This window comes from Ochrobactrum quorumnocens (assembly GCF_002278035.1).
In the GTDB taxonomy this organism is placed as follows: Bacteria; Pseudomonadota; Alphaproteobacteria; order Rhizobiales; family Rhizobiaceae; genus Brucella; species Brucella quorumnocens.
Genome location: NZ_CP022603.1, coordinates 291,370 through 309,120, shown reverse-complemented (window position 1 = coordinate 309,120; position 17,751 = coordinate 291,370). Strand labels below are relative to the sequence as shown.

Sequence of the window (17,751 nt, the reverse complement as noted above, 5' to 3'; positions counted from 1 at the left end):
TGTCTTTATCCCAAAACCGGCATCCACTTTTGGGAGACATACTTTAGGAAGCCGCGCGCCAGTTTTGTTTTGCTGACCACTGACCAAGCCGTTCGACAGCTTTTGAAAGGGTTTCTTGCTTCTTAGCAAAGCAGAAACGGACATGGCTTTTGACATCACGCTCGCCGTAGAAAGATGAAACCGGTACCGGCGTCACGCCTGCCTCAAGCGTTAGACGGCGGCTGAAGGCAAGATCATCGCCATCCGGATCAAGCGCGCTGATATCGGCGACGGCAAAATAGGTTGCCGGAGCATCCGCAATCTCAAAACCCGCGCCCCGCAAACCGCTGAGCAACAGATCACGGCGCGCTGCCAGCGCCTCACGCAGATTGATGAAATAACTGTCAGGCAAAGAAAGACCGACAGTCACAGCGGCTTGCAAGGCAGGCGGAGTGGTAAAGGTCACGTATTGATGAGCGCGGGCAATCGGCGCGAGAAGTTTTGCGGAAGCTGTCACATAGCCAACTTTCCAGCCCGTTACTGAAAAGCTTTTTCCAGCGGAGCCGATCCGCACAACGCGATCTCGGATATCAGGCACCGCAAAGAGCGAGTAAAACGGCCTTCCGTCGAAGATCAAATGTTCATAGACCTCGTCGGACACAATCGTCAGATCATGCTTGATCGCAAGGGAGGCCAGAAATTTCAATTCTTCAGGATCAAAAATCTTGCCAATCGGGTTCATCGGCGTGTTGATGACAATCAGCTTTGTCTTTGATGTGATAGCTTTTTCCAGCGCCTCACGCGGTAATTCCCAGTGTGGCGGCGTCAGGCGAAGTGGCACGACCTTGCCGCCTGCACGGCGAATAAGCGTTGCATAGGCATCATAAGCGGGCTCAAAGACGATGACTTCATCGTCGTGGTCGAGCAGCGCAAGAAAGGTATCGGTCAGCGCTTCCGTTGCACCGGAGGTGACAAGAACCTCTGACTCCCAATCTATATCCAATCCGAGAAACCGGCGCGCATTTTCCGCCACTGCTTTGCGCAAAGATGGAATTCCGAGCATCGGTGGATATTGATGAGGGCCATCACGCAATGCATGAATTGCGGCTTCAACCAGCTCCTGCGGCTCAAAGCCTTCTGGAAACCCTTGTCCGAGATTAATTGATCCAGTTTCAGCTGCAAGGCGCGACATGGATTCAAAAATGGACGTGCCTGTTGCACCAAATATTGGATTGACCATCAAATCGCCCCGCTGCCTATTATGAGTTACGGCGGAACGATAGGGCTTATAAAAATATCAAACAAAGCATCGACTTGCTGTTCTTAATCTGTAACCGGAATGCTTTTCCCTAAAACAGCATAAGTAGAATAGTTTTCGACGCCTGCTTAAAAATTGATCACAAAACTCCAATAATCAGTTCTGGTGGCGTTCCTTCCAAAGCTCCTCAGCCTTTTTATGGAATTGGCCATAGCTGTCATTATCGGCTGCGAGCACCGTCATCAGCGCCATGGCGGTTGAAGCGATGACCGTCAGCTCGGCTCGTTCATCGGCCGCAGCACCAGACCAGACAGCGAGCCAGTATTCAAAAGTCGTCAGGCTTGCATGTTTGTCAGTCACTGCCTTCGACAGAGTGGGTAATGTCAGTTCTGATTTTTGACCACCAAACCATCTGTGGATGCTATGTGCGTGGTGTGGCACCAGCTCAGCCACATCGCGACTTGTCGAGACGACCGAAACAGAGGGCCAGTCGAGTAAGGCTCCAGCATCGCGATGCAATTCACGGTAGGCAGGCTGCGTCACACCAAGGAAAGAGGCTGACAGTCCCATCGGATTGAGCAGATGCGCCAGACTGTTAATAGAGGATCGTGAATCAAAAAGTGGATAGAGCGCGAGCAACGCATGAACCTGCGGTGCGAAACCGGCCACCGGCATGAAGCAGATGCCATGCGCTTTCAACGCACTTTCTGCCAGCGTGAGCGAGCCGGTAATCGGCATGTTGAGAGCTTCAGCGGCCAGCTCAAGCTTACCTGAAAGATCTCCCATACCGCAGTTGCCGTGAAGTGCTACTGGATAGCCAGCTCGAGCGACAAGGATTGCTGCCAGCATGAACCACGGCGCTTGATGGGAGTTCGGTGAGAGATAGGCAGGCCAATCAAGTGCTGGTAAGCGGATATTCGCTTTTGTTGAGCAATATTTACGCGCTGCCTGTGTCATGCCTGCAAGTTCAGGTGCCGTTTCACCACGATAATGAATTAGACGTAACAACGCACTGATTTGCATGGGATCTGCCTCTCCTGCAAATATCGTATTAAAGGCATCTTCCGCTTCATGCATTTCCAACGGGCGCGTATAGCCAACCTTTCGCCCGGTGATTGCTATGTATTTTGCCAGTCGTCGCGCAGGATCGTGTTCATCCTGAATATTGGCGAACTGTGCCGCGAGCTGTTCCGGTGTTGGGTGATTTTCAAGTTTCACGACTCTCCGGATTCCGAGCGGCGGGGGAGCCGCAATGGCGCTCGTGCGTGCCCAACCATGTCTGTTGTTGCAATGAGCTTGCGACGCATCATTGCCATCGAAATTCATCAGCGCTTCAGCTTCATTTGCCAAACGTCGCAAGCGCCCGCGTAAAGCTTCTGCTTTGGGAGTGGCGATCATGTTGCGTCCAGAACGAATGAAAATAGGATCGTCAAACTTCTCGCGTATCTGTCCGAGCAACCGGCTCATGGCGGCCATACTCAATCCCATCTGCTTGGCAGCACCTCCGACGCTTCCTTCCACAAGAAGTGCATCAAGCGCAATCAACAGGCGTAATTGGCCGAGTTTCTGGCTTTCGCCATCCACAATGCCCGCCTCCGTCTGTGATTTCATGCGCTTGCCAGACATTGCTGCTTCATCCGTTCAGTTGCGTTTTACGAAACTTAGAATCGTTATAAAAGATGATCGTTGACGTCATCTTGTTGCCATACATAAGGAGAGCGGAAAACTCAACTTTAAGGGTGACATTTATGACCAGCTTGTTTCGGGGATTGCGCGCTCATGGGACGCAGAACAGGCAATTGGCCAGCAAATCGCTTTTCGCAAAAGCCATTCTTGCGGGTACATGCCTTTCGACTGCACTCATTCTGAGTGGGACGGTTTCTTTTGCACAGACAACCTCAGTAGAGGACCAAGCCGCGAAAAAGAAACAGGCTGAAGCGCAAGCCGCAGAACAAGTAAGCGCCGATGGCGGCATCAAGCTCAATCAGATCGTGGTGTCTGCAACGGGGTTCGAACAGAACATTACTGACGCGCCTGCAAGCATTTCGGTTGTACCGGGTGAAGAACTCGAAAAAGGTTCTTATCGCGATCTGGGCGATGCTTTGCGCGATGTACAGGGCGTCGCCGTCACTGGTGCGGCTGCCGAACGCGATATTTTCATCCGTGGCCTACCCGGTAGCTATACGCTCATTCTGGTTGACGGAAAGCGTCAGAGCACACGTGATGCCCGCACCAATGGCAATTCCGGTTTTGAACAGAGCTTCCTGCCGCCAGCCAATGCGATTGAGCGCATCGAAGTTATTCGCGGTCCGATGTCATCGCTTTATGGTTCCGATGCAATGGGCGGCGTCATCAACGTCATCACCAAGAAAGTTTCAGACAAGTGGAGCGGCTCGCTGAGCTTCGACACCACGGTGCAGCAGCACTCGAAGTTCGGCAATTCGGCTCAGGGTTCTTACTATATGACCGGGCCTCTCGTACCGAATCTGGTTGGTGTACAGCTTTGGGGTCGCGGTCTTAAGCGTCAGGAAGACAGCATCATCAGTGGCACGCCTGAGCAACGCGATATCGATATCACCGGTCGCGTCACGATCACGCCGAACGCTGATCATGACATTCAGTTTGAAGCCGGTCGCGCAAATTTGCGCCGCGATTCGACTGTTGGCAATACGATCAATCCTGTAGCAACGGGCAGCACAGCACCACTCGACTCCTATAACTACAATGACCGTAATCATTGGTCGATCAGCCACACAGGCCGTTGGGGCCCAACGACTTCAGAATTCTCTTTCATGCAGGAAACGGCTCAAAGAACGAACTACAACTGGAACACCGCAAGAGGTGAGTTTGTCGAGAACCTGCGTTCTCCGCATATCCGCAACTCCACTCTCGACGGAAAGTTCACAACGCCGTTTGAGCTCTATGGCAACCATACGCTCGTGACGGGCGGCCAGTTTATTGACGCCACACTGACAGACCAGAATCCCGGCAACCGCTCCGGTCTGGATGAACAGTTCACAATCAAGCAGTGGGCACTTTTCGCTGAAGACGAATGGTGGCTGACGCCTGACTTCGCCCTGACTGGCGGTCTACGTATGGATCACCACGAAATCTACGGCTCGCATTGGAGCCCTCGTGGCTATGCCGTTTGGCACGCTACCGACCAATTGACCCTTAAGGGCGGTATCTCAACCGGTTTCCGTGCTCCAGAAATTCGCACGATCGCGCCCGGTTACGCTTACACGACAGGCGGCGGGAATTGTACTTACGGTCCGACTGGAAACTGTGGCGTAATCATCGGAGATCCAAATCTACAGCCGGAAAAGAGCACGAGCTATGAAGCCAGTGCCCTTTGGGACAATCAGCAAGGCCTGCGTCTCGGTGCGACGTATTTCTACACCGACTTCAAGGACAAGATCGCCAGCAACATTCAGTACGACCCGATTACCGGTCAACCGCTTCGCTGGGCTCAGGATCCAAACTATGTCCTCTATTACAGTTATAACATCGATGAAGCTGTCATTCAGGGTGTGGAACTGACGGCGGATTGGGAAGCAACCGACACGATTAAAATTCGCGGTAGCTATACCTATACCGACTCGGAGCAGAAGACCGGCGAATATGCTGGCCTGCCATTGGCCCGCACGCCAAAGCACATGGCAAACATTCGCGCCGATTGGGAAACACCTGTCGACGGTCTGACTGCATGGGCGGCTGGGAACTATCACGGCCCGGAAATCAATGCTGGCCTGCGTATCGGCACCCTCGGTGAACCTTATGCCTATAATAGCAAAGGTCAGGTTATCGCCCGCAAATATAAGGGTTATGCCACTATAGATCTCGGCGGTTCTTATGAGTTCAGTGAGAACGTGACGCTCAACGCTGCCGTCTACAACATCTTCGACAAGAAGGTCACTGTGGATGAAACAAATAACGTGGTTGAAGGCCGTCGTCTTTGGCTCGGTATGACCTCGCGCTTCTGACACTCTATGACGCCAGCCGCTTTTGGCTGGCGTTATTATTTATGAAATGGATGCTCTCGTGAGCAAAACAAAGAACGTTTTTTTTAAGGTTTGTCTCATGCTCGGAAGCGTGCTTGTGAATGCAACCGCGCAGGCAGAAAAGCCGCAAGTCGCTTCTTTTGACATGCAGGCGAACGGCATCGACTATCGAATTTTCGTTGCTGCTCCGGCAGAAAAAGCGCCCTCGAATGGTTTCCCTGTCGTCTATATGACTGACGGAAATCGTATGCTTCCAATTGCTGCAAAGTTAATGGAAGAAAATCCGAAACTAAACGCTGTTTTTGTAGGCATCGGCTATCCAACTGAAGACAAGGACGAGATTGTTCGTCTGCGCTATTTCGATCTCACGCCGCCAACACCAAATGATCTGATCCCAGTCCGATTCAATGTTCCCAAGACTGGCGGACGTGATGCCTTTTTCGACTTTTTAGATCAACAGGTCAAAGCGGAAATTGAAGGTCGCTTTCCAATCGATCCAACCAAACAAGCTCTGTTCGGCCATTCGCTTGGCGGTCTTTTTACGCTTTACGCGTTGTTCAATCACACAGATTCTTTCCAGACTTACAGCGCCGGTGATCCATCAATCTGGTGGAACGGTCGCGCAATTTTGGCCGATAAGGATCAGTTTGTGAAAGCCTTCAAGGCCGGTCCAAAACCTCTGCGTCTCCTGATCGAATCCTCTGGCAAGCGCGGCGAACGTCCCAGCCAATCGCAAGAAGAAACAGATCGCCTGAAGACGTTACGCGGTGGCCCATCAGGCGCGGATATTCAAGCCGAACTCAAGCAACTGCCCGGATTTGAGGTTGCATATCGTCGTTTCGACAATGAAAGCCACGGCTCGATGATCCCACTGACGGTTGAAGACAGTTTGAAGTTCATCCTGCTCAATGAGACGCCAGGCAAACAAAACAACTGAATTACCATCTTCCGGCTTTGACTGGAGCAAAACTGGACTATAAAGCACAAGATTGACGAAAGGATTGAACGCCATGCTGAAATTCAGCCAACACTTTTCCCGTCTATGCGGCGCAGCACTTGTTGTCGCAGCGCTTGCCTCCGGCGCTAACGCCGCTGACGTCTCTGTCAAACATGCGCAAGGCGAAACGACCATTGCGACAAATCCTGAGAAAGTCGTTGTGTTCGATTTTGCGACGCTCGACAACCTTGACCGTCTGGGAGTTAAGATCATTGGCGTTCCCGGCAGCATCGCTTTCCCAGAGTATCTCAAGAAATATGACAGTGCTGATTACGCCAAAGTCGGCACGCTGTTTGAGCCAGATTACGAAGCCGTCAATGCCGCAGAACCCGACCTCATCATCGTAGGTGGTCGCTCGGCCGCGAAATATGGTGAACTCGCGAAAATTGCCCCGACAATCGACCTAACCGTCCCTGCCAAGGAATTTATTTCCGGCACCGAAGCCAATGTCGAAAAGCTTGGCCAGATTTTCTCCAAGGAGACGGAAGCTAAGGCCGAAGTTGAAAAGCTCAACAGCGAACTCGCAGCGCTGAAAGACAAGGCCAAGGGTAAAGGCAAAGGCCTGATGGTCCTGACGTCTGGCGGCAAGATCAGCGCCTACGGCCCCGGCTCGCGTTTTGGCGTGCTGCATGACAGCTTTGGTGTCGAGCCAGCAGCCCCTGACCTTTCCGTTGGCAATCATGGCCAGCCAATCAGCTCGGAATTCATTCTGGAAACCAATCCGGATTGGCTTTTCGTACTGGATCGCGACGCGGCAATCGGTCGTGAAGGCACATCTGCCAAGCAATTGCTCGACAATGAACTCGTGCGTCAGACCAACGCCTGGAAGAAAGATCAGGTCGTCTATCTGAATGCGCAGAACTGGTATCTCGTCGGCGGTGGCCTTGGTGCGCTGCACAGCACAATCCGGCAGCTTTCGGAAGCTTTTGACAAAACGAAATAAAGCGCATCCCGAAAAGAGGGAACCGATTTTCGGACAAGATGCGCATTGAAACAAACCATTAGAGCGCGATCTGATGTAATCAGATCAAAAGGTGCTCCAATATCTTCTGACCCAGTCATTTCGGGCCGCACAATTTGTGGCCCGATTTCATGACAAGGCAAGAGAACGGGAATTAAGCGTGAAGGCACTCGCCGCGGCTATAATTGTTGTCGTCATACTGGCTTTTATCAGCCTGTTTATCGGCGTCAGCGATGTATCGCTCAGCACACTGTTTGGTGCAAATAGCACCGATCGGGCGACCGAAGTTCTTTTGATCAGCCGCATACCGCGTACGCTTGCAATCATTCTTGCCGGCATGTCGATGGCCGTGGCGGGCATGATCATGCAGATGCTCACCCGCAATCGTTTTGTCGAGCCATCAACTGCTGGCACAGTTGAATCTGCGAGCCTCGGCATTCTGTTGGTTATTCTATTTGCATCCGACACCCCGGTCTTCGGCAAGATGTTGGTAGCATCTGTCACTGCTCTCGCAGGCACAGCCCTTTTCCTACGCATTCTGCGTAGTATTCCGCTTCGTTCGGTTCTCGTAGTGCCGCTTGTCGGCATCATGCTGGGTGGTGTGATCAGTGCCGTGACGACCTTCATTGCCTATCGTTATGATCTGCTTCAAGCCCTAAATTCATGGGCAACGGGAGACTTCTCCGGTGTCTTGCGGGGGCGCTACGAATTGCTGTGGTTGTCGTTTTTCCTGACCGTCATTGCCTATATCGCGGCTGACCGGTTCACGGTTGCCGGTATGGGCGAGGATTTCACAACCAACCTCGGCCTAAACTATCGCCGCGTCGTAACACTGGGGCTTGTGATCGTTTCAATGGTCAGCGCCTGTGTGGTTGTAACAGTAGGCATGATCCCGTTTCTGGGGCTTATCGTGCCCAATGTGGTGAGCATGTTCATTGGCGATAACATGCGCCGTTCCGTGCCATGGGTGGCTGTGCTGGGTGCGGGTCTTGTACTTGCCTGCGATATCGTCGGGCGCCTGGTCCGCTTTCCTTATGAAATCCCCATCGGTACCATGATGGGCGTCGTCGGCAGTGCGATCTTCCTCTATCTGCTTTTGCGCCGGGGATCACGCCTTGCTTAAACGTCCCGGCATAATCATCGCGCTTCTTGCAATCCTTGTTATTGCTTCCTGCATCGCCTTCATGACGCTGGGTGCAAAAGGTAGTTGGTCTTTCATCTTAAGCTTTCGAGGCACCAAGCTTGCGGCAATGGTGCTTGTTGCCTATTCGATTGCGGTCTCGACGGTACTGTTCCAGACAGTCACAAATAACCGCATCCTCACACCCTCGATCATGGGGTTTGATGCACTTTATATTTTGATCCAGACACTTGCAGTCTTTGCAGTTGGTGCCATCCATGTGAACGGGATCGGACCCAATGCGCGTTTCTTTGCCGAAACCGCCATTATGGTGGTTTTTGCCAGCACGCTCTATGCATGGCTGTTTTCGGGCGCTGCTCGCAGCCTGCATCTCGTCATGCTTGTCGGGATTGTCTTTGGTGTCTTTTTCCGAAGCCTGTCGAACCTCATGCAGAGGATGATCGACCCGAACGAATTCGCCGTACTTCAGGACCGCTTCTTTGCAAGCTTCAACAGTGTTAATGCGGATATTCTGCTTCTTGCGGCAATCATTGTGGCGATAGTCACAGTTTACGGTCTGCGCTTTCTCAATATGTTCGACATTCTGGCACTTGGCCGCGACCCAGCCATCAATCTGGGCGTCGATCATCGTCGAGTTGTGCACCGCATTCTGCTGATCGTTACGATCCTTGTTTCCGTATCGACTGCCCTTGTTGGGCCGATAACCTTCTTCGGCCTGTTGGTCGCCAATCTCGCTTACATGATTGCTGGTTCGTCAAAGCACCGCGTCGTGTTGCCCGTCGCCGTCTTGCTGGCAATCCTTTGTATTGTCGGCGGTCAAACCATTCTTGAGCGCGTTTTCTCATTCAACACCGCGCTCAGTGTCATCATCGAGTTTCTGGGCGGGCTCGTCTTTATTATCCTTCTCGTCAGGGGGAACGCACGTTGATCGAAATAAACAAAGTCAGCAAATCCTATAGCGATGCAATCGTTGTCGATGATGTCACGCTCAAATTGCCAGCGCGTGGCATTACCTCGATCATCGGGCCAAATGGCGCTGGAAAATCGACTTTGCTTTCGATGGTCAGTCGCCTGCTGCCAATGGATGAAGGCCGTGTCACTGTAGATGGGCTGGATGTTTCAACCACGCCGGGCGATGTGCTGGCAAAACGCCTTTCGATCTTAAGGCAAGAGAACGCGATCAATTCACGCCTGACCGTGCGCGATCTGGTGACGTTTGGGCGCTACCCGCATTCCAAAGGGCGGCCAACGCACGAAGACTTCAATCACGTTGAACAGGCAATCGGCTATCTCGGGCTTGAAGAACTGGGGGAACGCTTTCTGGACGAACTATCAGGCGGGCAGCGTCAACGCGCCTTCGTAGCGATGGTTCTCTGCCAGAATACAGATTACGTCCTGCTTGATGAACCGCTCAACAATCTCGATATGAAGCATTCAGCTTCAATGATGAAACTGTTGCGGCGTGCAGCAGACGAACTTGGGAAAACAGTCGTACTGGTCCTGCACGACATCAATTTCGCGTCCTGCTATTCCAACCATATCGTTGCCATGCGCAAGGGCAAGGTCGTTCATCAAGGGTCACCGGAAGAAATCATTCACCCGGATATTTTGCGCGATATTTACGAGATGGAGATTGCCGTCGAAATGATTGGCGGCAATCGTATTGGCATTTACTATCTCTGATTAAGCGACAGGCGTGGTCGGCAACAGTTGCTGTAAGGCGTCATAAGCCGAGAGAACGGTTTCCATCTGCGCCGTATGACCTTTTACAAAGGCATCGCCATAAATGGTTTCGTCCGGATATTCGGTAATCAGGGTCAATGGAACCGTGTGACGGTCATCAACACCGACCATGCACGGAAAACCGTTGATGATGCGAAAGCCGGTTTCGCCTGCATGTTGCTCGAACAGCTTGATCTGAGCGTTGTTGTACTCAACAAGACCGTTGATCGCGCCAAGATGCCTGGTCACGTAATCCATAAGCTGTTCGGCTTCTTTTTCCCATGACGCATGATGGCGAATAATCAGGAAAAAGCCCTTCGGTAGCGTCCACATCGCAAAGGAGCGTGGGACATAACCCGACAGCGGCCGTGTCCACTCATGCGATGGATAACCATGCAGATTGACGTGAAGCTTCGCATTCGTGAGCGCTTCCGCCTCTACGCGAATAGCCTTCTCATAAAGCCCCTCACCGCTGCGATACTCCAGATCGTCACCCAAAGCAGTATAACGTGAAGCATGATGCATATGATGCGGCTGCAACGCACAGAGACGCTTGTGAATTTCATATCCGTCAGGGTTTTCCTGCGGCGAAATTGAGAAATGCGCTCCATTACGTGCTGCAAGACGATTTGCTGCACGCAATGCACCGACGACGCCTGTGGTCTCATTCGCATGCTGACTGGCACTGATCATCATCGGTGCATCGCTACCTTTGACAAAGGTTGCGCGCACGGTGCGGCCTGAACGAGTTTTTGCTTCAAAAGGCGAGCCGCCAAGCTTTGCAATCTCACGACGGATTTGATCAGCGGAAAGCGGTGCCTGTGCATTTTCAAGCACCTGCTCGGCAGTCAAGGCATCTGTCGTCGAAAGCGGACGTGTTTCAATTTTGACTGAAGCTTCTGTATCGCGGAAGCGCACTTCCGGTACAATCTGACCCGGCTGCAATCCGCGATCGCCGACAGGACGACCTGACTTCTTCTGGAATACTTCGAGAAGCGAGAAATAAATATCCTCGTGCAGCGCCTCAGTAAGGCTCAGCGCTTCCTCATCATACGGCAGGCGCCGATCCGTGATCGGCAAGCTGACTGAAATATTCAGCTCTTCAAAGTAGGGTTCGCCCCGACCCCAGTCATGGACCGCAACGGTCGAAATCGTATCATGAAACAGCTTCTCATAAGCTGTCTCAAAGCGCGCATTTTCAACGCTGCCTTCATGTTCGACAATCAGCCAGCCTGTCGGTGAAACAAGCGTTTCGCCAATAAAATCTTCATGCACGCGATTGGGCGCGAAGACCCGGTGGCTTTCATTACGTCCATCAAAAAAAGTAAGGTCAACTTCATAGATGAAATCGTCCTTGCCGGATGCGCTAAAGCTAATTTCAGCCTGTGGCAGAAGCGCCGATAGTGGATAGGTTTCCAGCAAAAAGCGGTTTTCTACGCAATTATTATGGCGAGGATAGCGAATTGATGCCGCTTTGAGTGCGGCGCCATCTACCTCTTCAAGGAAAAAATGCAGAAGCGGCTTATAGGCCGAGCGCAGCTTGGCATTGATCCCTGCTTCACGCAATTTAGTTTCCGCTGAATAGCGGCTTGGCTGATCATCGAACAACCAGGCCTCAACCTTCGCACCGCGCATTTCCGGCTTTGCAAAGCGTTCGATCAGCAAATTGATCGAACGCGGATAGGTCTTTTCAAAAATCACGCTCATCGCGAAGTCCTGCCAGTTGGATCGAGGCTATCACGCAGCCAGTCACCCAGAAGGTTAAGACCGAGCACGGTGAAAAGAATGGCAAGGCCCGGGAAAAGGCTTACCCACCACGCAGTCTGCAGATAAGTACGGCCGTCGGCCAGCATTCCACCCCAGCTGGGAATGGTTGAATCAATGCCGAAGCCCAGGAAGGTCAGGCTGGATTCAAGCAGGATATTGTTGGCGACATTCAGCGTCATCAAAACGATGACAGGACCCAGCAAGTTAGGCAGAAGATGCTGGAAAATGATGCGCCAGTCCTTCACGCCAATCGCACGAGCCGACAGGATGAACTCACGTTCGCGCAGCGACAGCACGGAACCACGCACCAATCGTGCATATTGCACGCATTGCGAGACGATCAGCAGAATGATCGTGTTGAGCAGTCCGCCACCAAGAATGGCCATGAAGGTAATCGCAAGCAGGATGAACGGCATTGCGAGCTGCACATCGACAAAGCGCATGAGCGCCATGTCCCAGAAACCGCGATAATAACCCGCAACAAGCCCCATGATGGTGCCAATGATTACTGAACCGATCACCGAGACAAAGCCAACGAACAGCGAAATCTTGCCGCCGATGACTACGCGCGCAAGCACATCCCGCCCAAGCGGATCGGCGCCGAAAATATGTGCTGGATTGACGAATGGCGGCATGAGACGCGCCATGAGATCAATCTTGTTGGCACCGGCTGGAAACAAATAGCCTGAGAAAATTACTGCAAGACAGATTACGCCGGTGAGCGCAAAGCCAACCACGAACTCCAGGCTTGCAAAGCGCGAGTACACGAGGCTCGATGTTTTGGTCGCCATTTGCTCTACTCCGTACGAATGCGCGGATCGACAAGGCCGTAGGCGATGTCCACCAGAAGATTAACGCCGATAATCAGCATCGACAGAATTGCGATTGTGGCCTGCAAAACCGGATAATCGCGGCTGGCAACAGCTTCAAAGGCAAGCGTACCCATGCCGGGCCAGTTGAACACGCGTTCAACCACAACGATGCCGCCCAAAAGTCCACCAAACTGAAGACCGATATAGGTAATGAGCGGAATGGCGCAGTTACGCAATGCGTGCTTGTAGAGTACCTTGTTCTCGCTCAAGCCTTTAGCACGGGCGACCATGATATATTGCGACTGTAGGGTTTCGAGCATTGATGTCCGCACCAGACGAACATTGGTTGCCGTCAGAATGATGCCCATGGTCAACGCTGGCATCACAAAGCTTGCAATACCGCTCATGCCACTCGGTGGCAGCCATTGCAGATAGATACCAAACAACAGCACCAGCATGGTGGCAAGCCAGAAGTTCGGAAAAGACAGGCCAACGAGCGAACATATACGAATGAGCTGATCGGCCCATTTGCCGCGCGATACAGCGGCCTTAATGCCAAGCGGTACCGAGATCACAATAGAAACGAACAAAGACGCGAAGGCCAGCATCAATGTTGCAGGCAGCGCGCTTCCAACAAGAACCGAGACTTGAGTACCGCCAAGAAAGCTCCGCCCGAGATCAAGTGTGAACAGTCCTTTGAGGAACTGCCAATACTGCACGAGGAACGGCTGGTTCAAACCCAGCCCTTCACGGATACGCACAAGATCGGCTTCAGTAATACTACCCGCACCTTGCGTCAGCATCAGTGCCGGATCGCCCGTGAGGCGGATCGCAAATGCGACGAGCAGCGTCATCGCGATCAACACGAATAACGCCTGCAAAATTCGTTTTATGAGAAATCCGGCCACCAGAGCGCCTCCGAAATGCTGCGGCAAGCCGATGATAACCGGCTTGCCGTATTAGTTACTACTCAACGGTTACGTCGGTCAGACGCAGACGGCTGTCAGGAACCGGAACGAAGTTCTTCACACGCTTGTTGACGCCGAAGATTGCCTTCAGGTTGTAAAGCGGCATTTCGAGAGCCCGATCGGCTGCATATTGCGCGATTTCCTGAAGCAGCTTTTCACGCTCGCCGCGGTCGAGAACAGAACGCTGTGCTTCGAGCATCTTGTCGAGCTTTTCGTCCTTGTCGTACGGGTTCCACTTTTCGCCCGAATGATACATTGAGTAAGCAGTGTTATCGTAATCGAAGGTCCAGCCGCCCCAGGCCTGCTGGAACATTGCGCCGGTCTTGCCCTGCGGGATGATGTCGTTGAGCAGAACGTTGGTGTCATAAGGCTTTATGGTTGCATTAACGCCAACCATCTGCAGGAAGCTTGCGATGGCCTGTGCAACTTCATTAAAGCTCGCATCCTGACCACGCACGTCGATCTGCACCGTTGCACCCGGCTGCACGCCGGCTTCTTCGAGCAGCTTCTTAGCCTGTTCAGGATCGTAAGATAGTGGCTTCATGTTCGGATCGAAACCAAACGAGAGCGAACCCTGGAAGCTTGCGATAGCTTCCGCCTGTCCAGCAAGGATCGACTGAATGATCGCATCACGATCCACGGCCATGATGAGGGCCTTGCGGACACGTTCATCTTTGGTGATACCGTCGGCGGTGTTGAAACGCAGAGCGTAAACCGTTGGCCCTGAGGTCGTTACGAGTTCCAACTTCGGATCGCCTTCAATTGTCGGGATCATGCCAATTGGAATTGTCGGTGGGATGACAATGTCAACGCGACCGGCCTGAAGTTCGGCTACAGCAGTCGAAGGCTCAGTGATGAAGCGGTATTCGACTTCTGAAAGCTTTGGTGCGCCACCCCAATGATCAGCAAAGGCTTCGAGCTTGATGCTGACCTTCGGTTCATAGGAAACAACCTTGAACGGGCCAGTTCCGACCGGATGCGTGTTGAAATAATCGTCACCCTTTTCGGTGATGTATTTCGGCGGAACGATCATCGCGCCATAACCGGCGAGCTTGGTGATCAGGACCGGATCAGGGGTTTTAAGGTGGAAATCGACAGTCTTGTCGTCGATAACTTCAACCTTGTCGATTGCGATATAGTTGGAACGCTGCGGACCTTTCGCGCCATCTTCGCCAAGCAAACGATCAAAGGTGAATTTTACGGCTTCCGCATTGAACGGCTCGCCGTCATGGAACTTGACGCCTTCGCGTAAGGTGAAGCGGATGCGCTTGCCTTCGTCGAGTTCTTCCCATGAAGTCGCCAAGCCTGGAACGATCTTCAAATCAGGACCGCGATAAACCAGACCGTCAAAAATATTGGTGGCGACCGACGCCCAGTTGACGAGGAATGTGTCGATCGGGTCCCAGCTGCCCGGGTCCTGCGGCGATGAAATGGTCAGCTTGCCGGCGGCAAACGCCGGAGCAGATGCAAACACAGCCGCTGACAGAGCGGAAGCCAGCAGAGCAGCTTTCAGTGTTTTCTTTATCATTATTTTTCCCCTTTGGGTTTGTGGAGCATTTCCGGCAAAGGTGTGAAGCGGCTTTGCGTAGGAATAATGCGACGAAAACTACTTCGGTCGGTCAGGCGCTTTCGGCGACAAAATGCCCTGACGCAACCTCGCGATGATTATAGATTGTAGGCTTGTCATCGATACGACGCGTGGTGCTCGGAATTTCACCTTCCAATGCGGCGCGCTCAGTCCGAACCGAAGGATCGGCAACAGGAACAGCCGACAACAGACGCTGCGTATAAGGATGCGACGGCGTCTCAAAAACCTGCCTGCGCGAACCGAGCTCCATGATTTGACCGAGATACAGAACAGCAACGCGGTGGCTCATCTTTTCAACAACAGCCATGTCGTGACTGATAAAGAGATAGGCCAATCCATGTTCCTTCTGCAGATCCATGAACAGATTGATCACCTGAGCCTGAATGGAGACGTCGAGGGCAGACAGCGCCTCATCCGCAATAATCAGCTTGGGTTTTGAAGCCAATGCGCGCGCAATGCAGATACGCTGTCGCTGACCGCCTGAGAACTCGTGAGGATAACGCGTTGCGTGTTCCGGTCCAAGACCTACACGCTCAAGCAACTCAGCCACGCGTGCATTAATGGCCTTGCTATTGTCGAGAAGACCATGAGTGCGGATTGGTTCAGCGATTGAAAATCCGACAGTCTTGCGCGGATCGAGCGATGCGAACGGGTCCTGAAAAATATACTGAACTTCACGGCGCATTGCGTAGCGCTCGGAAGAACTCATCCGAGAGTAGGCTTTGCCATTGAATCGAATATCGCCAGCCAGCGGCGACTGAAGCTGTTGGATTGTGCGCCCAATTGTTGACTTGCCGGAACCGGACTCGCCAACGAGCGCCAGCGTTTCGCCGGGATATATATCGAAACTCACTTTCGATACGGCGTTGCAGACATGGGTGACTTTACCGAAAAGGTTTTTCTTGATCGGGAATCGCACATAAAGATCGTCAACAGCCAATAGCGGCTTGTCGCTATAGCTCGCCGTATCCTGAATGCGCTCCTCCCCGGAAAGAACAGGCACACCATCGCGCATCATCATGACCGGCATACGCTTGGGGAATGCTTCGCCTGTCATGCTGCCAAGCTTGGGCACGGCAGACAAAAGCGTTTGCGTGTAAGGGTGCTGCGGCGCTTCGAAGATACGGCCAACCGGGCCCTCTTCAACCTTCTTTCCCTTCCACATGACGACGACATCATCAGCCATTTCTGCCACCACGCCCATGTCATGCGTGATGAAAATGACTGCCATTTCAAGCTCTTTCTGCAAATCCTTAATAATATGCAGGATCTGAGCCTGAATGGTGACATCGAGCGCTGTTGTTGGTTCGTCGGCAATCAGAAGCTTTGGACGACATGCGAGCGCCATGGCAATCATCACGCGCTGACGCATCCCACCGGAAAGCTGGTGCGGATAACGCCTGAGCAGCCCTTCCGCATCCGGCAGGCGCACCATTTCCAAAAGGCGCTTACCTTCTGCGAGAGAAGCAGCTTTAGACATGCCCTCATGCAGCATAAGCACTTCGGAAAGCTGATTTCCGATGGTAAATACCGGATTGAGCGATGTCATCGGCTCCTGAAAAATCATCGCGATGTCTTTGCCGCGAATGCCGCGCATAGCCTTCTGATCAGCCTTCAACAGATCGCGCTCGCCATCCGGACTATTGAACAAAATGCGACCGGACGGAAATTTTGCACCGCTCATATCTGCGAGCCGCATAATGGAAAGCGACGTAATCGACTTGCCCGAACCCGATTCACCAACGACAGCCAAAGTACGTCCGGGCGCGACGGAAAAGCTCAAATCATCGACTACCCGGCTCGAGCCAAATTCTACACTGAGGCCCTCGACCGTCAGCAGAGGTTTTGAAACAGATAAGTTCAACTCGTTTCCGTTCAAAAGCGTAACTCTCTTATAACGTGATGGCAGACCGTGTGGCCTGATTGAATGCACCGGACATGAAACGCAGCAATGCCGCCACTTCAGATAAGGTCTCTTCAGATGGACGCGCATTGGCTGTGGAATCAACCAGAAGACGTTCGCGGATTTGCGCATAGCGGGCGCAAGCCTCCGCGCCCTTCTCCGTAATTTTGACCGTCTTTTCCTTGGAAGCCTTGCCGGTTGTCAGCAGTCCGGCTTTTTCCAGCTTGCGGATAGCGTAAGTTGCGATGTGCGTGTCTTCTATATCCAGCACGAGGCATATATCCGCGAGCTTCTTCTCCCGCCCGCGGTGGCGGATCGAATGCAGGATCAGTACTTCTATGGGAGAAAGTCCCGGCAAACCAGCGGCTGCCATGCAGCGAACCATCCAGCGCGAGAAAGCATGCGATGCAAGAATAAGGCCATACTCAACTTCGGACATACCGGGAGAGCCGCCTTCGGCGAGATGAGCAGACGAAACAATAGGACCGAGAGAGGCAACAGAACGCAGATGCTTTGGCAGTGAAACTTCATCGAAGCCCTGCTCTGGCATTTCTGCCGCTATTTCCGAGTCTCTCTTATTCCCCATTATGGTTGCTCCCTTACTTATGTGAATTTTATGTCACCATCTTATCGACATTTTGTCAATAAAGTGGG

Annotated in this window: 14 protein-coding genes; 6 read left to right on the top strand and 8 right to left on the bottom strand. The window is 52.6% G+C overall.

Features of this window, described 5'->3' with window-relative positions; translation table 11 throughout:
• Positions 1-43: 43 nt before the first annotated feature.
• On the bottom strand, positions 44-1,219 hold the full coding sequence (locus CES85_RS01580) for an aminotransferase (protein WP_095444329.1): 1,176 nt from the start codon (positions 1,217-1,219) through the stop codon (positions 44-46).
• A 174-nt stretch (positions 1,220-1,393) separates the two neighbouring features.
• The gene (locus CES85_RS01575) at positions 1,394-2,848 is read right to left on the bottom strand and encodes a glycosyl transferase family protein (protein WP_244923195.1); all 1,455 of its coding nucleotides are present in this window, start codon (positions 2,846-2,848) and stop codon (positions 1,394-1,396) included.
• 137 nt (positions 2,849-2,985) lie between these two features.
• On the opposite strand from CES85_RS01575, the gene CES85_RS01570 reads away from it, so the two are divergent.
• The 6 genes from CES85_RS01570 (at position 2,986) to CES85_RS01545 (ending at position 10,020) form a co-directional block, all read left to right on the top strand.
• A complete protein-coding gene (locus CES85_RS01570; RefSeq protein WP_244923194.1) occupies positions 2,986-5,220 on the top strand; it encodes a TonB-dependent receptor domain-containing protein in 2,235 nt (744 codons plus the stop codon).
• Positions 5,221-5,317: 97 nt separating this feature from the next.
• On the top strand, positions 5,318-6,175 hold the full coding sequence (locus CES85_RS01565) for an alpha/beta hydrolase (RefSeq protein WP_208636277.1): 858 nt from the start codon (positions 5,318-5,320) through the stop codon (positions 6,173-6,175).
• A 73-nt stretch (positions 6,176-6,248) separates the two neighbouring features.
• The gene (locus CES85_RS01560) at positions 6,249-7,178 is read left to right on the top strand and encodes a siderophore ABC transporter substrate-binding protein (RefSeq protein WP_095444326.1); all 930 of its coding nucleotides are present in this window, start codon (positions 6,249-6,251) and stop codon (positions 7,176-7,178) included.
• A gap of 178 nt (positions 7,179-7,356) precedes the next feature.
• Positions 7,357-8,319: an ABC transporter permease gene (locus CES85_RS01555; protein ID WP_095444325.1), complete on the top strand. Its 963-nt coding sequence runs from the start codon at positions 7,357-7,359 to the stop codon at positions 8,317-8,319.
• A complete protein-coding gene (locus CES85_RS01550; RefSeq protein ID WP_095444324.1) occupies positions 8,312-9,265 on the top strand; it encodes an iron chelate uptake ABC transporter family permease subunit in 954 nt (317 codons plus the stop codon). Before CES85_RS01555 ends, CES85_RS01550 begins: the two co-directional genes overlap by 8 nt.
• On the top strand, positions 9,262-10,020 hold the full coding sequence (locus CES85_RS01545) for an iron ABC transporter ATP-binding protein (RefSeq protein WP_095444323.1): 759 nt from the start codon (positions 9,262-9,264) through the stop codon (positions 10,018-10,020). The genes CES85_RS01550 and CES85_RS01545 overlap by 4 nt, the downstream gene beginning before the upstream one ends.
• Here the strand turns inward: CES85_RS01545 and CES85_RS01540 are convergent, their stop codons facing one another.
• The 6 genes from CES85_RS01540 to CES85_RS01515 all read right to left on the bottom strand — a co-directional run bounded on the left by CES85_RS01540 (position 10,021) and on the right by CES85_RS01515 (position 17,683).
• The gene (locus tag CES85_RS01540) at positions 10,021-11,766 is read right to left on the bottom strand and encodes a peptidase M14 (protein ID WP_095444322.1); all 1,746 of its coding nucleotides are present in this window, start codon (positions 11,764-11,766) and stop codon (positions 10,021-10,023) included.
• The gene (locus tag CES85_RS01535) at positions 11,763-12,617 is read right to left on the bottom strand and encodes an ABC transporter permease (protein ID WP_095444321.1); all 855 of its coding nucleotides are present in this window, start codon (positions 12,615-12,617) and stop codon (positions 11,763-11,765) included. Before CES85_RS01535 ends, CES85_RS01540 begins: the two co-directional genes overlap by 4 nt.
• Positions 12,618-12,622: 5 nt before the next feature.
• The gene (locus CES85_RS01530) at positions 12,623-13,546 is read right to left on the bottom strand and encodes an ABC transporter permease (RefSeq protein WP_095445649.1); all 924 of its coding nucleotides are present in this window, start codon (positions 13,544-13,546) and stop codon (positions 12,623-12,625) included.
• Between the two features lie 58 nt (positions 13,547-13,604).
• Positions 13,605-15,134 carry an ABC transporter substrate-binding protein gene (locus tag CES85_RS01525; protein ID WP_095444320.1) on the bottom strand — a complete coding sequence of 510 codons (1,530 nt, stop codon included), beginning with the start codon at positions 15,132-15,134 and terminating at the stop codon, positions 13,605-13,607.
• A 91-nt stretch (positions 15,135-15,225) separates the two neighbouring features.
• Entirely contained in the window at positions 15,226-17,073 is a 1,848-nt protein-coding gene (locus CES85_RS01520; protein ID WP_095444319.1) for an ABC transporter ATP-binding protein, read from the bottom strand.
• A 13-nt stretch (positions 17,074-17,086) separates the two neighbouring features.
• The gene (locus CES85_RS01515) at positions 17,087-17,683 is read right to left on the bottom strand and encodes a winged helix DNA-binding protein (RefSeq protein ID WP_167382733.1); all 597 of its coding nucleotides are present in this window, start codon (positions 17,681-17,683) and stop codon (positions 17,087-17,089) included.
• Positions 17,684-17,751 lie beyond the last annotated feature (68 nt).